Genomic DNA, 21,955 nt, shown 5'->3' with positions numbered 1-21,955 from the left:
AGCGCACCGGACTTCGCCGGGCCCGCTCAGGGGCCGTCCGGCGGATCATGCCGGAGACGCGGCTCCGAAAGGCCGGGGCCAGAAAGCCGTCCGCCCGTCAGTCCTCTTCCGTCGGGTAGTCCGCGCTCACCGTGAACCCGATGACCGCGCCTCCCCCCTCCCGCCGGAAGGCGAACGGCGCTCCGCCGTGGCCGGTGGCCACCTCGCGGACGATGGACAGACCGAGCCCGGAACCGGGCAGGCTGCGGGCGTCGGTGGCGCGGTAGAAACGGTCGAAGACCCGGACGAGATCGCCCTCGACCACGCCCGGACCCCGGTCGAGGACCTCGATCCGGACGCTGCGCGGAAGACCGCCGCCCGCCCCGGCGCCGGGGCGCACCGGACCGGTGACCGCGATCTCGATCGGCGCCTTGCCCTCGCGGTCGAACTTGGCCGCGTTCTCCACCAGGTTGGATATCGCCCGCTGGAGCGCCGTGGGACGGCCGTCGACCGTCGTGTCACCGCCCACCCTGACGAGGACGTCCCGCCCGGTGCGGCGCCGCGAGGCGATCGCCACGTCCTCGGCGAGATCGGCCAGGTCGATCCGCTGCACGGGCTCGGTGTCGGACCGCCCGGCCGCGAGCGCCACCAGCTCGTTGACGAGGTCGGTCAGCTCACGGGACTCCTGCGCCAGGTCGGCGACCAGCTCCTCGCGGGCGTCGGGCGGCAGCTCGTCGATGCGGCGCAGCATGGAGATGTTCGTACGCAGCGAGGTCAGCGGCGTACGGAGTTCATGGCCCGCGTCCTGCACCAGCCGACGCTGGTCCTCCTCGGACTGGGCGAGCCGGCCGAGCATCCGGTCGAAGGAGCGGCCGAGGCGGGCCACCTCGTCGTATCCCGCCACCGGCACCTGGATGCCGAGTCGCCCGGTGCGCGCCACGTCCTCCGCGGCCCCGGCCAGCCGCACCAGCCGCCGGGTGATGCGCCGGGCCAGCCACCAGCCGAACAGCCCCGACGCGATCACCACCGCCCCCACCAGCAGCACGGTCCGCTGCTGCAGCTCCCGCAGCAGATCCTCCGTGTCGCTGAACTGCTGGGCCACCTGCACCGCGCCCCGCCCGCCGCCGAGCGCGACGGTCGCCACCCGGTAGCGGTCGCCGGCGACGTCGACCTCCCCGTGCTCCACCCACTTGCCCGCGGCGGCGGACGCGGCTGTCCGCCGGTCGGCGGCGGTCACGGGCAGTGCGGGGTTCCCGCGGTCGGCTATCACCCCACCGCGCCCGAGCACCTGCACATCCGTACGGGCGGGCCGGATGATGTCGTCCAGGGGCCCGTCGTGATCGGGGTCGGACGACGAGAAGTCACCCGGGTCCAACGCCGTCTCGCGCACCTGGACCCGCAGGTCCTGCACGACACCGGAGAAGACGGTCTGCTGGTCCACCCGCACCAGCCGGGCGGCGGCGTCGTAACTCAGGAACCCGACGAGGACGGTGACCACGGCGGCCACGGCGGCGAAGGACAGGGTGAAGGTGGCCCGCAGCGAGGACACCCGCCGGGGCCGCAGCCCCGTGAGCCATCGGGGGGGCACTCAGTCCTCCCTCAGCACATACCCCACGCCCCGGACGGTGTGGATCAGCGCCGGCGCCCCCGGCTCGTCGAGCTTGCGCCGCAGATACCCCACGTACACGGCGAGGTTCTTGGAGCCGGGACCGAAGTCGTAGCCCCAGATGCGGTCGTAGATCGTGGCGTGGTCGAGGACGATGCCCGCGTTGCGGACGAGCAGTTCGAGCAGCTCGAACTCGGTGCGGGTGAGTTCCAGCTCGCGCTGTCCGCGCCAGGCGCGGCGCGCCTGGATGTCCATGCGCAGCCCGGCCGCGGAGATCTGCCCCGCCGCCTCCTTCGACGCGGACACCGACGGTGACGACGCCGGTGCGTCGGCGGGGGTTCCGTTCACCGGACCCGTCCGGCGGAGCAGGGCCCGCAGCCGGGCGAAGACCTCCTCCACGTCGAACGGCTTGACCACGTAGTCGTCGGCCCCGGCGTCCAGACCCGCGATGCGGTCGGCCGTCTCGACCAGCGCGGTGAGCATCAGGATCGGCGTACGGTCCCCCTCGGCGCGCAGCACGCGGCACACCTGCAGCCCGTCGATACCGGGCATCATCACGTCCAGGACGAGAACGTCCGGTGGAGTGCGGTGAGCCTGGGCCAGCGCCTCTACGCCGTCGGCAACGGCCGTCACCGCGTACCCCTCCAGTGTCAGTGCCCTTTCCAGGGCATGGCGGATGGCACGGTCGTCCTCGGCGAGCAGCACATTCTGGGGCACCCCACCAGTCTGCCAAGCCGCTGGCCAGGTACCACCTGGTGGGTGGTGGTGAGGGTGGGCTTCTTACCCGCCTCTCACCCCTCCGCCCGCGAGCCCCTTACCTCGCCCGGTCAGTCTGTCCCGTATGTCAGGACGGGCGGACCCGCGAATCCCCCGGTAGGGGTCCGGCCGGTGCGGAGGGGGTGGGCCGGAAGCACAGGACGGTGGCGGCCCACCCCCTCTTCCGGCCTTCACGACCTTCTCCCCCTACGGCCGCAGCGCGGCGAGCTGCTGCTCGAAGGGGATGACGGTGAACCGGTCGGCCGAGGCGAGAGCCCCGTCGAGCGAGCGCGGCGCGATGGCGGCGGCGGTGTCGGTGTCCACGACCACCGACGCGTCCGCCTTGTCCGCCGCACCCGCCGTGTCCGCCACCTCGGCCCTTCGCACAGCCCCGGCCCCGGAGCCCAGGCCTTCCATGAGCCTGCCCAGTTCGCCCGCCGCGCGGTCGATCCGATCGGCCAGGCCTTCCGCACCCCAGTCCTCCGAGGCCGCGTAGACCGCGGTCGGTACGACCACGGCGCGCAGGTAGGCGAAGAGGGGGCGCAGGGCGTGTTCGAGGACGAGGGAGTGGCGGGCCGAGCCGCCGGTCGCGGCGATCAGGACCGGCTTGCCGGTGAGCGCGTCCTGGTCCAGTACGTCGAAGAAGGACTTGAACAGGCCGCTGTAGGAGGCGGAGAACACCGGTGTGACCACGATCAGCCCGTCCGCCTCCGTGACCGCCTCCAGGGCCGCGGACAGGGCCCGTCCGGGAAAGCCGCTGGTGAAGTTGTGGGCGATCTCCACGGCCAGGTCGCGCAGTTCGACGACCTGGACGTCGACGGACGTGTACCGGCCGGTGGCGGCGGCCAGCCGGTCGGCCAGCAGCCGGGTCGACGAGGGCACGCTCAGCCCCGCCGAGACGACGACGAGCTTCATGCGACGCTCACTTCCTGGGCCTTGAGCAGGGACTGGTGGGTCGGCGCGTCCGGCACATCCGCCGGGCGCCCCTTGGCGAACTCCTCGCGCAGCACCGGGACGACCTCCTCGCCGAGCAGGTCGAGCTGCTCGAGGACCGTCTTCAGCGGCAGCCCGGCGTGGTCCACCAGGAACAGCTGGCGCTGGTAGTCACCGGCGTACTCGCGGAAGGCCAGCGTCTTCTCGATGACCTCCTGCGGGGAGCCGACGGTCAGCGGGGTCTGGTCGGTGAACTCCTCCAGGGAGGGTCCGTGCCCGTAGACCGGCGCGTTGTCGAAGTACGGCCGGAACTCGCGCACGGCGTCCTGGGAGTTCTTCCGCATGAACACCTGCCCGCCGAGACCGACGATCGCCTGCTCGGGCGTGCCGTGCCCGTAGTGCGCGTAGCGCTCGCGGTACAGCTCGACCATCCGCTGGGTGTGGTCGGCCGGCCAGAAGATGTTGTTGTGGAAGAACCCGTCACCGTAGTAGGCGGCCTGCTCGGCTATCTCCGGCGACCGGATCGAGCCGTGCCACACGAACGGCGGCACCCCGTCCAGCGGACGCGGCGTCGAGGTGAACGACTGCAGCGGCGTGCGGAACTTGCCCTCCCACGTCACCACGTCCTCGCGCCACAGCCGGCGCAGCAGCGCGTAGTTCTCCACGGCCAGGTTGATGCCCTGGCGGATGTCCTGCCCGAACCAGGGATACACCGGCCCGGTGTTCCCGCGCCCCATCATCAGGTCCACCCGACCGTCGGCCAGGTGCTGCAGCATCGCGAAGTCCTCCGCGATCTTCACCGGGTCGTTGGTGGTGATCAGCGTGGTCGACGTCGAGAGGATCAGCCGCTCGGTCCGCGCCGCGACATAGCCGAGCATCGTGGTCGGAGACGACGGCACGAACGGCGGGTTGTGGTGCTCACCCGTCGCGAACACGTCGAGGCCCACCTCCTCCGCCTTCTGCGCGATGGCGACCATGGCCTTGATCCGCTCGGCCTCGGTCGGCGTACGGCCGGTCGTCGGGTCCGCCGTGACATCGCCGACGCTGAAGATTCCGAACTGCATGGTCGCTCACCCTCCAAGTTGTTTACGATTCAACTATACCCCCAAACGACCCCCCCCCGCCGCTATTCCGCGCACCCCCCACCCCCGACTCCTCGCCCCTGCCCCCCTGCCCCCTGCCTCTGTCTCTCCCTCTGTCTCTCCCTCTGTCTCTCCCTCTGTCTCTGCCCCTGCCCTTGCCTCTGGCTCTGGCTCTGGCTCTGGCTCTGCCCCCGACTGTCAGTGCCCCGCCCTACGATCCCGTCATGGCCGCCCCACGCCGTGACACCCGAGGCATCGTCGACGCCGCGGAGCTCTTCGCGCGCGTCCGCTTCCGCCGCCGCGAACCTGCCGAGCCGCTCCGCCCTTACCTGGAGCACTACTGGCTGATCGACTGGGACCTGCCCGAGCCGTACGCCTCCCACGTGGTCCCGCACCCGTCCGTGAACGTCGTCTTCCAGAGGTACGCGGGTCGCAGCCCCGTCGACTTCGGCGAGGTGGCCGGCATCGGTCTCGACCTGTTCACACAGAAACTGGAGGGCCGGGGACGGGTGTGCGGGATCCAGTTCCGCCCGGGGGGCTTCCGCCCCTTCGCGCCGGGACGGGCCCTGACGTCACTCACGGGCGAGCGGATCCCGCTCCACACGGTGTTTCCCACGGTGGACGCCGCCACGGTCCCCTCCGTCCTCGACCCCGCCGACGAGGACGCACGCGTGGCCGCGCTCGACGCGTTCCTCCTGGGCCTCGGTCCGCGCCCGGATCCCCAGGCCGATCTCGCCATGGCCCTGGTGGACCGCATCCGGGGCGACCGCGCCATCCGGCACGTCGGCGACTTCGCACGCGCCGAGGGGATGACCGTACGGGCCCTGCAACGGCTCTTCGCCGCGTACGTCGGCGTCGGCCCGAAGTGGATCATCCTGCGCTACCGGATCCACGAGGCCCTGTCCCGCGCGGAGGCCTCCGGCCCGGTCGACTGGGCCGCGCTCGCCGCCGACCTCGGCTACGCCGACCAGGCCCACCTCGTCCGCGACTTCACAGCGACGGTAGGAGTACCCCCCACCACCTACGCGGCCACCACCCACTGACCCGACTCCGCTCGCGGACGGGCCGGGGCGCAGCCCCCGGGGCATCACCCGGACATCACACGCGTGGTGGTGGTGATCGTGTCGCGGAGCCAGCGCTGCGCGGCGTCGTCGTCCAGGCGGGGATGCCAGGACATCGCACAGCTGATCGGGCCGATCTCGCTCGGCGCCGGGATGACGGTGGTGGTCCCTGGGGACGCGTGCCGGATCGCGAAGCGCCTCGGCAGAGTCGCCATCAGCGACGTTCCCGGCACCGCGGCGGCTGCCGCCGCGTGATAGGGCACGGTCACACTCGCTCGCCTCGGGCTGCCCAGCAGTTCGAGACACCGGTCGACGTGCCCCTGTCGTCCGTCCGCGACGTCCACCACGATGTGCGCGCACTCCAGATAGTCCCGCAGCGACACGACAGGGCGTTGCGCGAGCGGGTGGTGGCTGGAGACCAGGCAGGCGTAGTCCTCCTCGAACAGCACCTGCGAGCGCAGCGGCGGCGGAGCCGCACCGCCGTGGACGAGCAGGTCCACCATGCCGTGCTCGGCATCGCTGAAGACGGCATGGTGCCAGCGCGAGAAGAGCACGGTCGAGCCCGGCGACTGCTCGAACACTCGGGCAAGCAGCGCCCCGCTGAGTACGGAGACCGTGTAGTCGGTTCCGGCCAGGCGGAACGAACGTGCCGCCGTCGCGGGGTCGAACGCCTCGCCGGAGAAGACGTGTTCGAGCCTGGGCAGCGCGTGCTCCAGTTCGGCCTGGATCCGCTCGGCCCTAGGGGTGAGCCGGTATCCGCCGGGCCCGCGCACGAGCAGTTCGTCGCCGAGGGTGGCACGCAGCCGCTGGAGAGCCCGGCTCATCGAGGGCTGGCTCATGTGCAGCCGGTCCGCCGCGCGGGACACGTGCCGCTCCTCGAGCAGCGCGTGCAGCGGCGCCAGCAGGTTCAGGTCCACCGAATCTATACGTGGCACGCATACACCGTATGCAACATATGGCATTGCCGCATAGTCCCTGGATGGAGAAGGCTGAGGGCATGAGTAAAGAGCAGCGCGAAGCGCTCGACACCCTCTTCCGCAACGGCCCGCTCGACATCGGCGGCGACCCTGTGCAGCAACGCGAGATCTTCACCCGGATGCTCACCTCCCGGCCGCTTCCCGAGGACGTGGTGCTCACCCCCGGCGGACTGGGCGAGGTCCCGGTGCTGGAGGTCGGCATCGACGGCGTCACCCCGGAAGGCACGCTGCTGTGGTTCCACGGCGGCTTCTACGTGTTCGGTTCGGCACGCACCTCGGCGGGTCTGGCCTCGAACGTCGCCCGCCGGACCCGGACGAGGGTGATCCTGGTCGACTACCGGCTCGCGCCCGAGCACCCGTTCCCGGCCGCGCCGGACGACGCCCTGACCGCCTACCGTGCCCTGCTCGGCGAGACCCGAAGCGGCGACCCGGCGCGGATCGCCGTGGTCGGTGAGTCGGCCGGTGCCGGCCTCGCCGGGGCCCTGCTGGTGCGTGCGTGTGAGCAGAACCTGCCGATGCCGGCCGCCGGCGTGCTCTTCTCGCCGTACGCGGACCTGACGCTGAGCGGCGCGAGCATGACGACCAGGATCGCCGTCGACCCGTCGTTCACCCCCGATGCCATCGCGGTCCGGGCCAAGGACTACACAGGCGCCGCGGACCCCGCGGATCCACTGATCAGCCCGGTGTTCGCGAACCTGCGTGGCCTGCCGCCGCTGCTGATCCAGGTCGGGTCGAACGAGCTGCTGCTCGACGACGCGGTCAGGCTCGCGGCGCGCGCGGCCGCGGACGACGTCCCGGTCACACTCGAGGTCACCCCGGGCGTCCCGCACCTGTTCCAGGCTTTCGCCGCGATGCTCGACGAAGGCGAGGCCGCGCTCAGGCGGGTGACCGAGTTCCTGCACGCGGCATTCACCACCGCCGACGTTGAGCCGAACGGGTGACGGGCGGCAGCACCCAGGGCTCCGAGATCACCCCATGGCCCCTTCGGGCACCCCGCGGACTCATTCGGGCACCCCACGGACTCAGGGGATCAGGACCAGCCGCCCCCGCAGCCCGCCCTCGGCCAGCCGCGCGTGCGCCTTCCCCGCCTCCTCCAGCCCGTAGGTGTCGGCGACCCGGGTCGTGAGGACCCCCTCGTCGACGAGGGCCACCAGCTCCGCGAGGCGCGCCCCGTCGGCGCTCACCTCCACCGAGTCCGTCCGCACCCCCCGTACGGACGCCGGATGCGTCCCCGGGATGACGCCCACGAACACCCCGCCGTCCCGCACCCACTCCAACGCCGCCGCGCCGAGAATCGCCGCGTCCAGCACCCCGTCCACGCCCTCCACGCCACCCGGCGCGAAGTGGGCCGCCCCCAGGGACCGTACGAGCTCCTCGTCGCCCTCGCGGGCCACCCCCGTCACCACGAGACCCCGGTGGGCGGCGAGCTGGACGGCGTACCCGCCGACCGCCCCCGCCGCACCCGTCACCGCCAGGCTCTGCCCGGGCTCCAGGGCCAGCAGGTCCAGGGCCTGGTCCGCGGTGAGGGCGTTGAGGGGCAGGGTGGCCGCGTGGACGGGGTCCACCGAACTCGGCGCCCCGGCCACCGCGTCCGCCTCCACGACCACGTGATCGGCGTGCGTGCCGAGGGACTTGACCGCCCCGTACGACAGCGCCACCACCTCGTCGCCGACCCTCCACCCCGCGTCCGCGCCCACCGCGTCCACCGTCCCGGCCACGTCCCAGCCCAGTCCGAGCCGCCGCCCCGCGCCCCCGAAGCCGCCCGCGCGCACCCCGGCGTCGACCGGATTGAGCGCGGCGGCGGCCACCTTGATCCGTATCTGCCGGGCACCCGGCTCCGGCACCTCGACCTCCGCGATCTCCACCGCTTCCGGCCCACCGAACTCCGTCACGACCACTGCCCGCATGTCAGCTCTCCCTGTTTCCCGCGCTCGGCGAGTAGATTCACCTGATTCATCCGGGTTTCTCTCCCGTTGCAACAACCCTAGGAAGAGTTACTCTCTTTTGGTAAGTAGGCACCTGAAGGTGCGTACCTCACCCGGAGGTGAGTCATGGCGACCACGACCGCGGCGCAGCGGCGCGCGCAGGCGCGGATCGAGTACGACGCGTTCATCCGCAGCTGCCCCACCAACCAGCTCCTCGACCGCATCAGCGACAAGTGGGTCAGCCTGGTCGTCAGCGCGCTCGCCCAGACGGACGCGGCCTCGATGCGCTACAGCGACCTGGGCCGCAAGCTCGCGGGGATCAGCCCCAAGATGCTGACGCAGACGCTGCGATCACTGGAGCGCGACGGCATCCTGGTCCGCACGGTGACGCCGTCCGTGCCCGTCCGCGTCGACTACGAACTGACCCCTCTCGGCACCAGCCTCGCCGGACTCCTCTCCGCCGTGAAGGACTGGGCGGAACTGCACATCGAGGAGGTCAACGAGGCGCGGGAGCGTTACGACGACGACGGCGACGCCTCGTCCGAAGGCTCCCGAGGCTCCGCGGGCTCCGGACGGTCCTCGTCGGCCTCCTGAAGGTCCCCGTCCCGCAGGCGGGCGATCTGCTCCGCGCTCAGGTCCACCGTGCGGCGCATGTGCCCGATGATCAGGGCCAGTTCGTCGTCCGCCAGCTCGTCGAAGAGCGCGTACCAGCCGCCGCCCAGCCGGTCCCACACCCGCCCGAACTCGGCGACCTTCTCCGGCACGGTCGCCACCAGCACCCGTCGCCGATCGACGGCGTCCCGCTGCCGTACGACATAGCCCGCCTTCTCCAGCCGGTCCACCAGCCGCGTCGCCGAACCGGTCGTCAGACCGGTCAGCTCCGCGATCCGGCCGGTCGTCACCGGCCCGCCCTCCAGGCCGAGCAGGTTCACGCACTGCATGTCCGTGGGATGCAGCTTCAGACGGTCGGCGAGGGCCTGGTTGAAGAGCGCGTACGAGGCCATGTAGCGGCGCGAGACGGTGGACAGCTCGTCGAGCAGCCGCGCACGCGCGTTTCCTGACATGGCACGCCCCTTCGTCCGCCCTTACTGCTCGTCCGCCCTTACTGCCTGCTCCGGGTCCTAGAACACGTACGAGTCCCCGGTGTCCAGCACCAGCACCCGCTGCCGGTCGTTGCCGTGATTGCGGTCGACCGCACCGCCGCCCCACACCGTGTCGATCTCCAGCGTCACCTCCGACGGCTCCCCCCGCAGCCGTACGTCCAGCCGCATTTGGTCCCCCAGCCCGTCCGCCTCCAACGGCCCCGTACGGCACACCACCGCCCGTTCGCCCGAACGCACGCAGTCGCCCGGCAGCCGCTGCACATCCGCGAGCGGGGCCGACCAGCGCAGCCGGACCGTCGCGTCCTCGACGGCGCTCGGACCGTGGTTCCGCGGGGTCAAGCGCAGGTCGACGAGCCCGGCCGCCATGGCCACCGAGCCGTGATAGGCGAGATCGGCCTCGGGAGTGAGGGCGCCGACGGACGACGCCCCGCCCAGCGTCAGGGCCGCCCCCACACCCGCCACACCCATGCCCCGCACCCACGCACCGATCCCCGTCCCCCACCGCGTCCCCGACCGCCTCCGCAATCGCATCCGCAATCGCATCCGCATCTCCATCATCCGCATGACGTCGCTTCCTTCGCTCGGGGCCCACACGCACTCACGCTCACGTGATCACCCGATGTATGCCACCCCGGACCGCCGACAGGCGCCGTCCATCAGGTGACGGAAGCGGCGAATGCGGCCCGTGCGAGAGTGACGGCATGCTGATCGTCCGCTCCGCCGCCCTCTTCGTCGTCGCCGCGCTCTTCGAGATCGGCGGCGCCTGGCTGGTCTGGCAAGGCGTGCGCGAGCACCGCGGCTGGCTCTGGATCGGCGCGGGCGTCATGGCGCTCGGCGTCTACGGCTTCGTCGCGACACTCCAGCCGGACGCCGAGTTCGGCCGCATCCTCGCCGCGTACGGCGGAGTGTTCGTGGCCGGCTCCCTCGCCTGGGGCATGGTCGCGGACGGCTACCGCCCCGACCGCTGGGACGTGACCGGCGCCCTCATCTGCCTCGCCGGAATGGCCGTGATCATGTACGCGCCGCGCGGCGGCAACTGAGCCCACGACCCCGCGGACGCCGACCGCCTGCCTATCCTGACGAGGACCGACCACACCACGTACGCCAGTCAGCCACGTCCTAGGAGCAACCCATGACGTCCGCCGTGCCCTCCGCCTCCTCCCGTATCGCCGTCGTCACCGGCGCGAGCAGCGGCATCGGCGCGGCGACTGCCCGGCAGCTGGCCGCGGCCGGCTACCGCGTCGTGCTGACCGCCCGCCGCAAGGACCGCATCGAGGCGCTGGCCGAGGAGATCAACGCGACGGGCCACCAGGCGACCGCGTACGCGCTGGACGTCACGGACCGCGCGGCGGTCGACGAGTTCGCCGGCGCCTTCAAGACGATCGGTGTCCTGGTCAACAACGCGGGCGGCGCGCTGGGCGCCGACCCGGTCGCGACCGGCGACCCGGCCGAGTGGCGCCAGATGTACGAGACGAACGTCATCGGCACGCTGAACATCACCCAGGCCCTGCTCCCGGCGCTCACCGCGAGCGGCGACGGCACGGTCGTCGTGCTGTCGTCGACGGCGGGGCACGGCACGTACGAGGGCGGCGCGGGCTATGTCGCCGCCAAGCACGCCGAACACGTCCTCGCCGAGACCCTCCGCCTGGAGATCGTCGGAACGCCGGTCCGGGTCATCGAGATCGCGCCCGGCATGGTCAAGACGGACGAGTTCGCGCTGACCCGCTTCGGCGGCGACGCGGAGAAGGCGGCCAAGGTCTACGCGGGCGTGGCCGAGCCACTGACCGCCGACGACGTCGCCGACACCATCACCTGGGCCGTCACCCGCCCCAGCCACGTCAACATCGACCTCCTCGTCGTCCGCCCCCGCGCCCAGGCGTCGAACACCAAGGTCCACCGGGAACTGTGATGCCGGACGGGACACCGATCGAGGCGCCGGACGAGACGTCGAACGCGCCCTCCGCGGAGCGCCGCCACCTCGCCGCGGAGAAGAAGAACCAGCGCTACGTCTGGTGGTACCTCGCGTACTTCCTCTTCGGCATCCACATCGTGGCCTTCGTCATGATCTACGCGATATCCCACGCGAAGTGATCGCGGCAGCCGTACGTCCGCCGTACGCTGCCGCGACGTGAACAGACACATACTCTTCGCCCGTCTGCACAACTTCCGCGACCTGGGCGGATACACCACCGCGGACGGCCGTACGGTCCGCCGGTCCCGCCTGTACCGCGCGGACTCGCTCGGCAAACTGACCCCCGGGACGCGGGACTGGGATCTCTTCCTCTCCCTCGGCATCCGCACGGTCGTGGACCTCCGCTACCCCTGGGAGATCGACGCGAAGGGCCGCGTCCCCGAGCACCCCTCCCTCACCTACCACAACCAGAGCATCGAGCACCGCCCGTACGACCAGGCGGCGCTGCCCCCGTCCGTCGCCCCCGGCCCCTACCTGGCGGCCCGCTACGCGGAGGTCGCCGAGGACGGCACGAAGGAGATCCGCGAGACACTGCAACTGATCGGGGCAGCGGCCGAATCGGACACCCCCCTGGTCTTCCACTGCGCCTCGGGCAAGGACCGCACGGGCCTGGTGGCGGCGCTGGTCCTGTCTCTCCTGGGCGTCCCCGAGCAGACGATCACCGACGACTTCACCCTCACGGAACGTGCCACGCCTCTGCTGGTCGCGGACTGGCGCACCGACAACCCCGACCGCGAACTCCTGTGGCCGGCCTACGGCACGGCCCCCGCCGAGATCATGACCAGATTTCTGTCGGGCCTGAAGTCCCGCTACGGGTCGGTCGAGTCCTACGTCACCGAGACCCTGGGTCTGCCTCCCACCTTCGCCTCGGCCCTCCGCACACACCTCCTCGAACCCCCCTCCCCCCTCACCTTCCGACGGGCGACCGAGACGGACATCCCCACCCTGGTCCGCCTCCGGGACGAAGCGGCCCACTGGCAGCTCTCCCAAGGCATCGACCAGTGGAAGCCGGGCCAACTCACCGAGCCCCACTTCCGCACCCGCCTGACGGAGGGCGAAGTCTGGCTGGCCCTCCAGGGCGACCAGGTGGCGGGCGCCTGGGAACTCTGGTGGGACGACCCGGCCGCCTGGGGTCCCCAACCCCCCACCGCCGCCTACATCCACCGCCTGATGACCGACCGCCGCGTGGCCCCGCCCGGAGCGGGCCGCCACATGCTGGCGGAGGCGGAACGCCGCATCGCAGCCGCGGGCCGCCCGCTGTCCCGCCTGGACTGCCTCTCCACCAACCCCCGCCTGCGCGAGTACTACCAGGCAGCCGGCTACACGGTCGTGGGCGAACAGACCGCCAAGGACGGCGGCCTGGGCACCCCATACGCGGTGACCCTCCTGGAGAAGCGCCTCCGCTGACTCACAAGGGCGAACCGCATAGATCACCCATACGCCACCAGAACTCCCGCCCCGGGCTCGCGCCACAACATCGAGCACGACGGCCCTCGGCCGGGACTGCCATCCCGACCGAGGGCCTGACCAAGAAGGAAGGCGGGCTTCCCTGTGGCTGAACGCGAGCCTGACGCGCATCAATTCAGGCTGGACTAGCCCTTCACACAGACGACCTGCTTCAGCTTCGCCACGACCTCCACGAGGTCGCTCTGCTGCTCGATGACCTGCTCGATCGGCTTGTACGCACCCGGGATCTCGTCCACGACGCCGGAGTCCTTGCGGCACTCGACGCCCTGCGTCTGCTCCTCCAGGTCGCGCGTCGAGAAGCGACGCTTCGCCGCGTTGCGGCTCATCCGCCGGCCCGCGCCGTGCGACGCCGAGTTGAAGGCCTTCTCGTTGCCGAGGCCCTTCACGATGTACGAACCCGTGCCCATCGAGCCCGGAATGATGCCGAACTCTCCGGCTCGGGCACTGATGGCCCCCTTGCGCGTGACAAGCAGGTCCACGCCCTCGTAGCGCTCACGGCTCACGTAGTTGTGATGGCAACTGACCTCCGGCTCGAAGGTCACTCTCGCCTTCCTGAACTCCTTACGGACCACGTCCTTGAGAAGCGCCACCATGAGCGTTCGGTTGTACTTCGCGTACTCCTGCGCCCAGTAGAGGTCGTTCTGGTACGCCGCCATCTGCGGGGTGTCCGCGACGAAGACCGCGAGGTCACGGTCGACCAGCCCCTGGTTGTGCGGGAGCTTCTGGGCGACGCCGATGTGGTACTCGGCCAGCTCCTTGCCGATGTTGCGCGAACCGGAGTGCAGCATCAGCCAGACGGAACCGGTCGTATCTGTGCAGATTTCGATGAAGTGATTGCCCGATCCGAGCGTTCCTATCTGCTTAGTGGCACGTTCCTGACGGAATTTGACCGCTTCGGCGATGCCATCGAACCGCCCCCAGAAGTCGTCCCACCCACTCGTCGCCAGCCCATGGAAGCCGCCCGGATCGACCGGGGAGTCATGCATCCCCCGCCCCACCGGAATCGCCTCCTCGATCTTCGACCGAAGCCGCGAAAGATCCCCCGGCAGGTCATTGACGGTGAGCGACGTCTTGACGGCAGACATCCCGCAGCCGATGTCGACCCCCACCGCCGCCGGACACACCGCGTCACGCATGGCGATGACCGAGCCGACCGTCGCGCCCTTGCCGTAGTGGACGTCCGGCATGACGGCGAGGCCCTTGATCCACGGAAGCGTGGCCACGTTCTGGAGCTGGCGCAGGGCCACGTCCTCGACCGACGCCGGGTCCGTCCACATACGGATGGGCACCTTGGCGCCCGGTATCTCTACGTACGACATAACATCCTCATTCCCCCGAAAAACGACAAAAGTCATAGAACGCAAAACCCGCGCCAAGGTCGACGTATAGGACAACGGACCGGCGTCCACGGCTGTGCGTGCGATACACATTGTCTGCAGGGGCCGCCCCCGCGCGGCAACCGAATAACCACAGGACAGCACCACAGAGCATCCCGGCCACATGCCCCGGGAGCCGTCGAGAGGAGCCCGACCGTGCAGCGGAAGGCGTACGTTCCCGGTATCGCCGCGCTCCTCGCGGCCCTGCTGGCCGGCTGCACCGGAGGTTCGGGAAGCAAGGGCACGGCGGCCGACCCCAAGCCGGGCGACATCAGCGTGAACACCCCGGCCGCCCAGCCGGGCAAGTACCGCACGCTCCCGGAGGCCTGCGCCGCGGTGAGCCACGACAGCCTCGACTCCCTGCTGCCCGGCATCAGGGAGATCACCGACCAGGACCGGCGCGACACGGCGTACGAGGGCCAGGCCACCCTCACCTACGACACCGACCGCCGCGTCGGCTGCGGCTGGAAGGTGGAGTCCACGGACGCCACCGACCATCTCAGCGTCGACTTCGAGCGCGTGGTCTCGTACGACAACGCGGTGAGCGACGACTCCCGCGCCCAGGACATCTACGCGACCGAGGAGACCGCGGCGGACCTCCCCGAGGCCTCCGCTTCGGCCACGCCGTCCGGCAGCGGTTCCGCCACCGCCACCCCCTCGGCGACCCCCTCCACGTCCGCCTCCTCGTCGGCGTCCGCGTCCTCGACCTCCTCCGCCTCCGCCTCGACCTCGGCCGGCCCGAGCGAGACCCCCGCCGACCTCCAGCCCCGCAAGCTCAGCGGTCTGGGCGACGAGGCGTTCCTCAACGACAAACTCAACTCCGGCTCATCGACGGCGCAGCAGCGCACCGTGACTGTGGTGTTCCGCACGTCCAACGTGATCGTGAGGATCGAGTACGCCGAGCAGCCGGCCGCCTCCACCGGCACCCCGGACAGCAAAGAAATGCAGGACAAGGCCCGGAATCTGGCACACAAGCTCGTCGACCGGTTCAACGGCTAGCGGGTCCGCCGGGGCGCGGGGGCACCCCACGCGAACCCCTCGAACAGGAAACGCATGGCTGCCTCACCGCGTACCGTGGCCCCTCGGACCCGACCGGCCGCACCACCCATGTGCGGTCGCACCACGAGCGCCACGAGTGAAGGAACCATGCACCGACCAGCACAGCGAGTAGGCCGAGCCCCGCGACTCACCCGCATCCTTGTCAGCGCAGCCGCCGTCCCGGTGGCGCTCGCCGCCGCCGGCTGTTCCTCGGACTCCGGCTCCGGCTCGGGATCGGGTTCGAGCACCGACAACGCCGCCCAGAAGGGCACGGCCGCGACCTCGTCCGCGTCCCCGAGCACCTCCGCGAACGCCGTCAAGCCGGCCGCGTACGCGACGCTGCCGGCCCCCTGCTCGGTGTTCTCGAAGAAGACGCTGGGCGAACTCGTACCGAAGGGCCTGAACTCCGCCAAGTCGGGCAAGTCGGACGACGCGAAGAACCGCAGCAGCTGCTCCTGGAACAGCCTCGACAACAAGGGCGTCAAGGGGTCCCAGTTCCGCTGGCTGAACGTCTCCCTGCTGCGTTTCGACTCGGACGCAACCCGCGGTGAGGGCAACCAGCTCGCGCAGACCTACTACGACAAGCAGGTCAAGGACGCGCAGACGGTGACCGGCGCGACGGGCGCCCGGTCGGAGCCGGCCTCCGGGATCGGCGACGCGTCGACGGCGGTGCGCTACGGCCTGAAGAAGAAGGAAGGCTCCTTCAAGCAGCAGACGGTCGTGACGCGCGTCGAGAACGTCGTCATCACGCTCGACTACAACGGCGCCGGTCTCGCCGGCGACAAGGCCCCCAGCGCGGACGACCTGATGAAGGCCGCGGAGAAGGCCGCCAAGGAGGCGGTGGCCTCGGTGGCCTCCGCGAACCAGGACGGCAGCCGGGCGACCACCGCCCCGTCGCAGTCGGCCTCCCCCTCCAAGTCCGCGAGCCCCTCGAAGTCGGCTTCCCCGTCGGCGTCGGCCAGCTCCAAGCCTTCGGCGTCGGCCACCAAGAAGAACTGACATTCGAGAAGTACTGACATTTCACGGGCGTCGGCGCGCAACTCGCCTGCCCAGCAGGGCATTTGACGGAGTCCGGTCACCTCGCGGGCCGGGCTCCTGCCATACCGGCCGCCCGTGCGCCGTACACATGTGCCACCCTGTTGCGCGCAACAACACGCAAGGAGAGGGGAGTACGGGTGTCCGCGCCAATCCAGCTCACACGAATGCACCGGATTCTCATCGGTGTGGTCGTCGCCGGTGCGCTCGTCATCGCGGGAATCGGCTTCGCGGGTTCCTACGCGGCCGTGCGCGAGCTGGCCCTCAAGAAGGGCTTCGGGAACTTCGCGTACGTCTTCCCGATAGGCATCGACGCGGGTATCTGCGTCCTGCTCGCCCTGGACCTCCTGCTGACCTGGATCCGCATCCCCTTCCCACTGCTGCGCCAGACGGCGTGGCTGCTGACGGTCGCGACGATCGCCTTCAACGGCGCGGCGGCCTGGCCGGACCCACTGGGCGTCGGCATGCACGCGGTCATCCCGGTCCTGTTCGTGGTCTCCGTCGAGGCGGCCCGGCACGCGATCGGCCGGATCGCGGACATCACCGCCGACAAGCACATGGAGGGCGTCCGCCTCACCCGCTGGCTGCTTTCCCCGCTCCCCACCTTCCTCCTGTGGCGCCGTATGAAGCTGTGGGAGCTGCGCTCCTACGAGCAGGTCATCAAGCTGGAGCAGGACCGCCTCGTCTACCAGGCCCGCCTGCACTCCCGCTTCGGCCGTGCCTGGCGCCGCAAGGCCCCGGTGGAGTCGTTGATGCCGCTGCGCCTGGCCCGCTACGGCGTGCCGCTCGCCGAGACCGCCCCCTCCGGCCTGGCGGCGGCGGGCATCGAGCCGGCCCTCCTGCCCCCGGCGCCGCAGTTGGCGGTGGCGCGCGAGCCGGAACCGACGGCACCCGTCGTACGGAGCAACGCGGCGCCCGTCCGGGAACAGCTTCCCGCCGCCGAGGCGAACGGGCCCTTCGAGCAGCCGGAGGACTACGCCGAGCCGCAGAGTCAGTGGCTTCAGGCGCGGGACCCCCAGTCCGTCGCGTATCAGGGCGGCTACGACCCGACGTACGACCCGGATGTCGCGTACCGGCAGTGGTACGAGGAGCAGCAGCAGGCCGAGCAGTTCGAGGAGCAGCAGCAGTTCCGGGCTCGGCAGCAGTTCGAAGAACAGCGGCGGTTCGAGCAGCAGACGTTCCCGCAGCAGCGGTACGAGGAGCAGCCTGGCCCCGCCCCGGAGCCCTCTCCGGAGGACACCGGTACCTTCCCGATCCCGTCCGGCCCGGGCCGTACCCGTGAGCTGGGTGCGGGCGGCGGCTCGGAGCCGACCGAGGAGGACTACTACCTGGTCTTCAAGAAGTCGATAGACGGCAGCTATCCGACCTCGGGCCAGTTCAGGGGCGACGTGGAGGCGACGTACGGCACCACGCTCCCGCAGCGCGAGGCCGACCGCATGGTCAACCGCTTCACCAACCGCCACACGGCGGAACTCCAGGAAGACCACATCGCGTAGGCACGTCAGCGTGCTCAAGCACGTCAGCGTGCACAGGAAGGGGGCGCCCGGTGATCACCGGGCGCCCCCTTCCTCGTACGGCCGAAGGCCCTACGCGCCGAGCAGCTTGCGCACCCGGTCCTGTCCGACGGCGAGCAGCAGCGTGGGCAGGCGCGGACCGGTGTCACGCCCGACCAGCAGGTGGTACAGCAGCGCGAAGAACGTGCGCTGGGCGACCTTGATCTCCGACGGGAGCTCCTTGGCGGTGGCGTCGGCGGGGAAGCCGGCCTGGACCTTGGGGACGCCGTAGACGAGGTGGGTGAGGCCGTCCAGGGACCAGTTCTGCTCGAGCCCGTCCTGGAGCAGCCGCAGCGACTCGCGGCCCTGGTCGTCGAGCGACTTGAGCAGGTCGACGTCGGGCTCGTCGCGCACGACGGTGCGCTCCTCGGCCGGCACCTGGGTGTTGATCCAGGTCTCGGCCTTGTCGAGCCGGGGCCGGGCCTCGTCCAGGGAGGCGAGCGGGTTCTCGGGGTCGAGCTCGCTCAGGATCCGCAGGGTCTGGTCCTCGGCGCCGGCGGTGATGTCGGCGACGGAGGCGAGGGTGCGGTACGGCATCGGGCGGGGGGTCCTGGGCAGCTCGCCGGCGGCGGTGCCGACCGCGCGCGCGTACGCGGCGGCGTCGGCCGGGAGGACCGAGCCGTCGGCGACCTTGCCCGCGAGCTTGTCCCACTCGTCGTACAGCCGCTGGATCTCCTGGTCGAAGGCGATCTTGAACGACTGGTTGGGACGGCGGCGGGCGTACAGCCAGCGCAGCAGCTGCGGCTCCATGATCTGGAGTGCGTCGGCGGGGGTGGGCACCCCGCCCTTGCTGCTGGACATCTTGGCCATGCCGGAGATGCCGACGAAGGCGTACATGGGCCCGATCGGCTGCTTGCCGCCGAAGATGCCCACGATCTGGCCGCCCACCTGGAAGGAGGACCCCGGGGAGGAGTGGTCGACCCCGCTCGGCTCGAAGATGACGCCTTCGTAGGCCCAGCGCATGGGCCAGTCGACCTTCCAGACCAGCTTGCCGCGGTTGAACTCGCTCAGCCGGACGGTCTCGGAGAAGCCGCAGGCGGAGCAGGTGTAGGCCAGCTCGGTGGTCTCGTCGTCGTACGAGGTGACGGTGGTGAGGTCCTTCTCGCACTGGCCGCAGTAGGGCTTGTACGGGTAGTACCCGGCGGCCGAGCTGCCGTCGTCCTCGGCGGCGGCGCCGGAGCCTTCGGCGGCTTCGAGCTCGGCCTCGTCGACCGGCTTCTGGCCCTGCTGCTTCTTCGCGGGGCCCTTCTTGGTCCGGTACTGGTCGAGGATCGCGTCGATGTCACCGCGGTGCTTCATCGCGAACAGCACCTGGTCGCGGTAGACACCGGAGGTGTACTGCTCGGTCTGGCTGATCCCGTCGTACTCGACGCCGAGCTCGGCCAGCGCCTCGACCATGGCGGCCTTGAAGTGCTCGGCCCAGTTCGGGTGCTCCGAGCCCTTGGGGGCCGGGACGGAGGTCAGCGGCTTGCCGATGTGCTCGGCCCAGGAGTCGTCGATGCCGGGGATGCCGACCGGGACCTTGCGGTAGCGGTCGTAGTCGTCCCAGGAGAGCAGGTGGCGCACGGTGTGTCCGCGGCGGCGGATCTCGTCGGCGACCAGGTGCGGGGTCATGACCTCGCGGAGGTTGCCCAGGTGGATCGGGCCTGATGGGGAGAGGCCGGACGCGACGACCACAGGTTTGCCCGGGGCCCGACGCTCCGATTCCTCGATGACCTCATCCGCGAAACGGGAGACCCAGTCGGTGGTCTCGGTGCTCTGAGCCACGATCGGCACGTCCTTCTTTCTCATACGCCAGTACGGCTGACGCCACCATTCTCCCAGCTCGGGCGTGAACCGCGAAAACGGCTTTTCACCGCATGGGATACTGGCTTTCCTGTACTCAGAAACTCCCGGAACCCGAGCAGAACGGCAGCCACTCCATGGCCTCGGTCACGTCCCTCACCGCCTCCGTCCACCAGCGCCTCGCGGACGCCCTCTCGGCAGCCCTGCCGGAGGCCGGTTCCGCGGACCCGCTGCTGCGACGAAGCGACCGGGCCGACTTCCAGGCCAACGGGATCCTGGCCCTCGCGAAGAAGGCGAAGGCGAACCCGAGAGAGCTGGCGACGCAGGTCGTGGCGCGGGTCGAGTCGGGTGACGTGATCAAGGACATCGAGGTCTCCGGGCCCGGCTTCCTGAACATCACGATCACCGACAAGGCCATCACCGAGAACCTGGCCGCGCGGTACGAGGACGGCGAGCGCCTCGGTGTGCCGCCGGCCGAGAACCCGGGCACCACGGTCATCGACTACGCGCAGCCGAACGTGGCGAAGGAGATGCACGTCGGTCACCTGCGTTCGGCGGTCATCGGCGACGCGGTGGTCCAGATCCTGGAGTTCACCGGCGAGAGCGTGGTCCGGCGCCATCACATCGGCGACTGGGGCACCCAGTTCGGCATGCTCATCCAGTACCTGATCGAGCACCCGCACGAGCTGGACCACAAGGGCGCGGCGGAGGTCTCCGGCGAGGAGGCCATGTCGAACCTGAACCGGCTCTACAAGGCGGCGCGGACGCTCTTCGACTCCGACGAGGAGTTCAAGACGCGGGCGCGGCGCCGGGTGGTCGACCTCCAGGCGGGTGAGCCGGAGACCCTCGCCATGTGGCAGAAGTTCGTGGACGAGTCGAAGATCTACTTCTACTCGGTCTTCGACAAGCTGGACATGGAGATCCGGGACCCGGACGTGGTCGGCGAGTCGGGCTACAACGACATGCTGGACGAGACCTGCCGTCTCCTGGAGGAGTCGGGGGTGGCGGTCCGCTCGGACGGCGCGCTCTGTGTGTTCTTCGACGATGTGAAGGGCCCGGACGGCAACCCGGTCCCGCTGATCGTGAAGAAGTCGGACGGCGGCTACGGCTACGCGGCGACCGACCTCTCGGCGATCAGGGACCGTGTCTTCAACCTCAAGGCGAACACCCTCGTCTACGTGGTCGACGCCCGTCAGTCCCTGCACTTCAAGATGGTCTTCGAGACCGCGCGCAGGGCGGGCTGGCTGGGCGACGACGTGCAGGCGCAGCAGCTGGCCTTCGGCACGGTGCTGGGCAAGGACGGCAAGCCGTTCAAGACGCGTGAGGGCGAGACGGTCCGGCTGGTGGATCTCCTGGACGAGGCGATCGACCGTGCCACCGCCGTCGTGCGGGAGAAGGCCGAGAAGGTGGGCCTGAGCGAGCAGGAGATCGAGGAGAACGGCCGGTACGTCGGCATCGGCGCCGTGAAGTACGCGGACCTCTCCACCTCCGCCGTCCGGGACTACAAGTTCGACCTGGACCAGATGGTCTCGCTGAACGGCGACACGTCCGTGTACCTCCAGTACGCGTACGCCCGTATCCGGTCGATCTTCGGCAAGGCCGGCGACCGTACGCCGCTGGCCCACCCGGAGCTCGAACTGGCCCCGGCGGAGCGGGCGTTGGGTCTGCACCTGGACCGGTTCGGGGAGACGCTGGACGAGGCCGCCGGCGAGTACGCCCCGCACAAGCTGGCGGCGTACCTGTACCAACTGGCGTCGCTCTACACGACGTTCTACGACCAGTGCCCGGTCATCAAGCCGGCTCCCGCACAGGAGGTCGCGGAGAACCGCCTCTTCCTGTGCGACCTCACCGCCCGCACGCTCCACCAGGGCATGGCTCTGCTGGGCATCAGGACGCCCGAGCGTCTCTGATCTCCCGATCCCGTAGTACCTGATCCCGTAGGCCGCTGACGTGCCTGCGGGATCAGGCGTTTCCGCACCCGGACGCGCGTACGCACGATCACCCGAGCGGGTACCGCTGTCTGCTCGGGACTGTTACTCACTTTCGGGTGACGGCGGGGGGCGCGGACGGGTGGCGCGACATGGCGAAGAAGTGGCGCAGGCCAGTACTGATGCGGCCACACCCCCCGAATGGGCGTCAACCCGACACACCTTCACAAAACGTGCGCACTACATGCGACTATCACGACAATGTCGTTGATCGGCAACGCCCTCCGATTCCGGGACGTAGCGGAGCACTTCAGTCGGCAAGCTATGCGGTGTCCGGCCAGCAGGCCGGGTGCACGAACAGCGGGCCGCCGGCACGATC

21 protein-coding genes are annotated in these 21,955 nt (G+C 70.4%); 11 read left to right on the top strand and 10 right to left on the bottom strand.

Annotation, left to right across the window (positions count from 1 at the left end; genetic code table 11):
* Positions 1–97: 97 nt before the first annotated feature.
* From FNV62_RS29340 to FNV62_RS29325, 4 genes are all read right to left on the bottom strand, one after another.
* Positions 98–1,567 (bottom strand): sensor histidine kinase, encoded by a 1,470-nt coding sequence (locus tag FNV62_RS29340; protein ID WP_097285744.1) that lies wholly within the window; start codon positions 1,565–1,567, stop codon positions 98–100.
* A complete protein-coding gene (locus FNV62_RS29335) occupies positions 1,568–2,302 on the bottom strand; it encodes a response regulator transcription factor (RefSeq protein WP_143602532.1) in 735 nt (244 codons plus the stop codon).
* 246 nt (positions 2,303–2,548) lie between these two features.
* Positions 2,549–3,256 (bottom strand): FMN reductase, encoded by a 708-nt coding sequence (locus FNV62_RS29330; RefSeq protein WP_143627658.1) that lies wholly within the window; start codon positions 3,254–3,256, stop codon positions 2,549–2,551.
* Entirely contained in the window at positions 3,253–4,338 is a 1,086-nt protein-coding gene (locus FNV62_RS29325) for an LLM class flavin-dependent oxidoreductase (RefSeq protein WP_054232090.1), read from the bottom strand. Before FNV62_RS29325 ends, FNV62_RS29330 begins: the two co-directional genes overlap by 4 nt.
* Positions 4,339–4,580: 242 nt before the next feature.
* Here FNV62_RS29325 and FNV62_RS29320 point away from each other — a divergent pair, with 242 nt between their 5' ends.
* Positions 4,581–5,399, top strand: coding sequence for a helix-turn-helix domain-containing protein (locus FNV62_RS29320; protein ID WP_143627654.1), 819 nt, complete (start codon positions 4,581–4,583; stop codon positions 5,397–5,399).
* Between the two features lie 44 nt (positions 5,400–5,443).
* On the opposite strand, the gene FNV62_RS29315 is transcribed toward FNV62_RS29320, so the two are convergent.
* Complete coding sequence (locus FNV62_RS29315) at positions 5,444–6,352, bottom strand: LysR family transcriptional regulator (protein ID WP_143627652.1); 909 nt, start codon at positions 6,350–6,352, stop codon at positions 5,444–5,446.
* Positions 6,353–6,414: 62 nt separating this feature from the next.
* On the opposite strand from FNV62_RS29315, the gene FNV62_RS29310 reads away from it, so the two are divergent.
* Positions 6,415–7,335, top strand: a complete 921-nt coding sequence (locus FNV62_RS29310; RefSeq protein WP_143627651.1) for an alpha/beta hydrolase — start codon at positions 6,415–6,417, stop codon at positions 7,333–7,335.
* A gap of 81 nt (positions 7,336–7,416) precedes the next feature.
* Here FNV62_RS29310 and FNV62_RS29305 read toward each other — a convergent pair whose 3' ends face one another.
* On the bottom strand, positions 7,417–8,301 hold the full coding sequence (locus FNV62_RS29305) for an NADP-dependent oxidoreductase (protein ID WP_143627649.1): 885 nt from the start codon (positions 8,299–8,301) through the stop codon (positions 7,417–7,419).
* Positions 8,302–8,445: 144 nt separating this feature from the next.
* Between FNV62_RS29305 and FNV62_RS29300 the strand changes: the two genes are divergently transcribed.
* Positions 8,446–8,913 carry a winged helix-turn-helix transcriptional regulator gene (locus FNV62_RS29300; RefSeq protein ID WP_143627647.1) on the top strand — a complete coding sequence of 156 codons (468 nt, stop codon included), beginning with the start codon at positions 8,446–8,448 and terminating at the stop codon, positions 8,911–8,913.
* Here the strand turns inward: FNV62_RS29300 and FNV62_RS29295 are convergent.
* Positions 8,835–9,383 (bottom strand): MarR family winged helix-turn-helix transcriptional regulator, encoded by a 549-nt coding sequence (locus FNV62_RS29295; protein ID WP_143602529.1) that lies wholly within the window; start codon positions 9,381–9,383, stop codon positions 8,835–8,837. The two genes, FNV62_RS29300 and FNV62_RS29295, sit on opposite strands and share 79 nt — an antisense overlap.
* A 57-nt stretch (positions 9,384–9,440) precedes the next feature.
* Positions 9,441–9,890 carry a hypothetical protein gene (locus FNV62_RS29290; protein WP_186003112.1) on the bottom strand — a complete coding sequence of 150 codons (450 nt, stop codon included), beginning with the start codon at positions 9,888–9,890 and terminating at the stop codon, positions 9,441–9,443.
* A gap of 233 nt (positions 9,891–10,123) precedes the next feature.
* Between FNV62_RS29290 and FNV62_RS29285 the strand changes: the two genes are divergently transcribed.
* The 4 genes from FNV62_RS29285 to FNV62_RS29270 all read left to right on the top strand — a co-directional run bounded on the left by FNV62_RS29285 (position 10,124) and on the right by FNV62_RS29270 (position 12,801).
* The gene (locus FNV62_RS29285; RefSeq protein ID WP_097285736.1) at positions 10,124–10,462 is read left to right on the top strand and encodes a YnfA family protein; all 339 of its coding nucleotides are present in this window, start codon (positions 10,124–10,126) and stop codon (positions 10,460–10,462) included.
* Positions 10,463–10,554: 92 nt separating this feature from the next.
* Complete coding sequence (locus FNV62_RS29280) at positions 10,555–11,331, top strand: SDR family NAD(P)-dependent oxidoreductase (protein ID WP_054228003.1); 777 nt, start codon at positions 10,555–10,557, stop codon at positions 11,329–11,331.
* The gene (locus FNV62_RS29275; protein WP_143627645.1) at positions 11,331–11,513 is read left to right on the top strand and encodes a hypothetical protein; all 183 of its coding nucleotides are present in this window, start codon (positions 11,331–11,333) and stop codon (positions 11,511–11,513) included. Before FNV62_RS29280 ends, FNV62_RS29275 begins: the two co-directional genes overlap by 1 nt.
* A 37-nt stretch (positions 11,514–11,550) precedes the next feature.
* Positions 11,551–12,801: a GNAT family N-acetyltransferase gene (locus FNV62_RS29270; protein ID WP_143627643.1), complete on the top strand. Its 1,251-nt coding sequence runs from the start codon at positions 11,551–11,553 to the stop codon at positions 12,799–12,801.
* 185 nt (positions 12,802–12,986) lie between these two features.
* Here FNV62_RS29270 and FNV62_RS29265 read toward each other — a convergent pair whose 3' ends face one another.
* Positions 12,987–14,180, bottom strand: coding sequence for an RtcB family protein (locus FNV62_RS29265; RefSeq protein WP_097285733.1), 1,194 nt, complete (start codon positions 14,178–14,180; stop codon positions 12,987–12,989).
* A gap of 213 nt (positions 14,181–14,393) precedes the next feature.
* On the opposite strand from FNV62_RS29265, the gene FNV62_RS29260 reads away from it, so the two are divergent.
* From FNV62_RS29260 to FNV62_RS29250, 3 genes are all read left to right on the top strand, one after another.
* Positions 14,394–15,236, top strand: coding sequence for a DUF3558 domain-containing protein (locus FNV62_RS29260; RefSeq protein WP_143627641.1), 843 nt, complete (start codon positions 14,394–14,396; stop codon positions 15,234–15,236).
* Positions 15,237–15,383: 147 nt separating this feature from the next.
* Positions 15,384–16,274 (top strand): DUF3558 family protein, encoded by an 891-nt coding sequence (locus tag FNV62_RS29255; protein WP_097285731.1) that lies wholly within the window; start codon positions 15,384–15,386, stop codon positions 16,272–16,274.
* Positions 16,275–16,477: 203 nt separating this feature from the next.
* Positions 16,478–17,806, top strand: coding sequence for a DUF2637 domain-containing protein (locus FNV62_RS29250; RefSeq protein ID WP_164331952.1), 1,329 nt, complete (start codon positions 16,478–16,480; stop codon positions 17,804–17,806).
* Positions 17,807–17,896: 90 nt separating this feature from the next.
* Here the strand turns inward: FNV62_RS29250 and lysS are convergent, their stop codons facing one another.
* Positions 17,897–19,639, bottom strand: coding sequence for a lysine--tRNA ligase (gene lysS, locus FNV62_RS29245; RefSeq protein WP_097289123.1), 1,743 nt, complete (start codon positions 19,637–19,639; stop codon positions 17,897–17,899).
* Positions 19,640–19,785: 146 nt separating this feature from the next.
* On the opposite strand from lysS, the gene argS reads away from it, so the two are divergent.
* A complete protein-coding gene (argS, locus tag FNV62_RS29240) occupies positions 19,786–21,558 on the top strand; it encodes an arginine--tRNA ligase (RefSeq protein WP_097285729.1) in 1,773 nt (590 codons plus the stop codon).
* Positions 21,559–21,955: the final 397 nt, after the last annotated feature.

It is taken from the genome of Streptomyces sp. RLB3-17 (genome assembly GCF_007113425.2).
Classification (GTDB): domain Bacteria; phylum Actinomycetota; class Actinomycetes; order Streptomycetales; family Streptomycetaceae; genus Streptomyces; species Streptomyces mirabilis_D.
The sequence above is the reverse complement of the archived record's forward strand: the minus strand, read 5'-3'. Positions and strand labels throughout refer to the sequence as shown.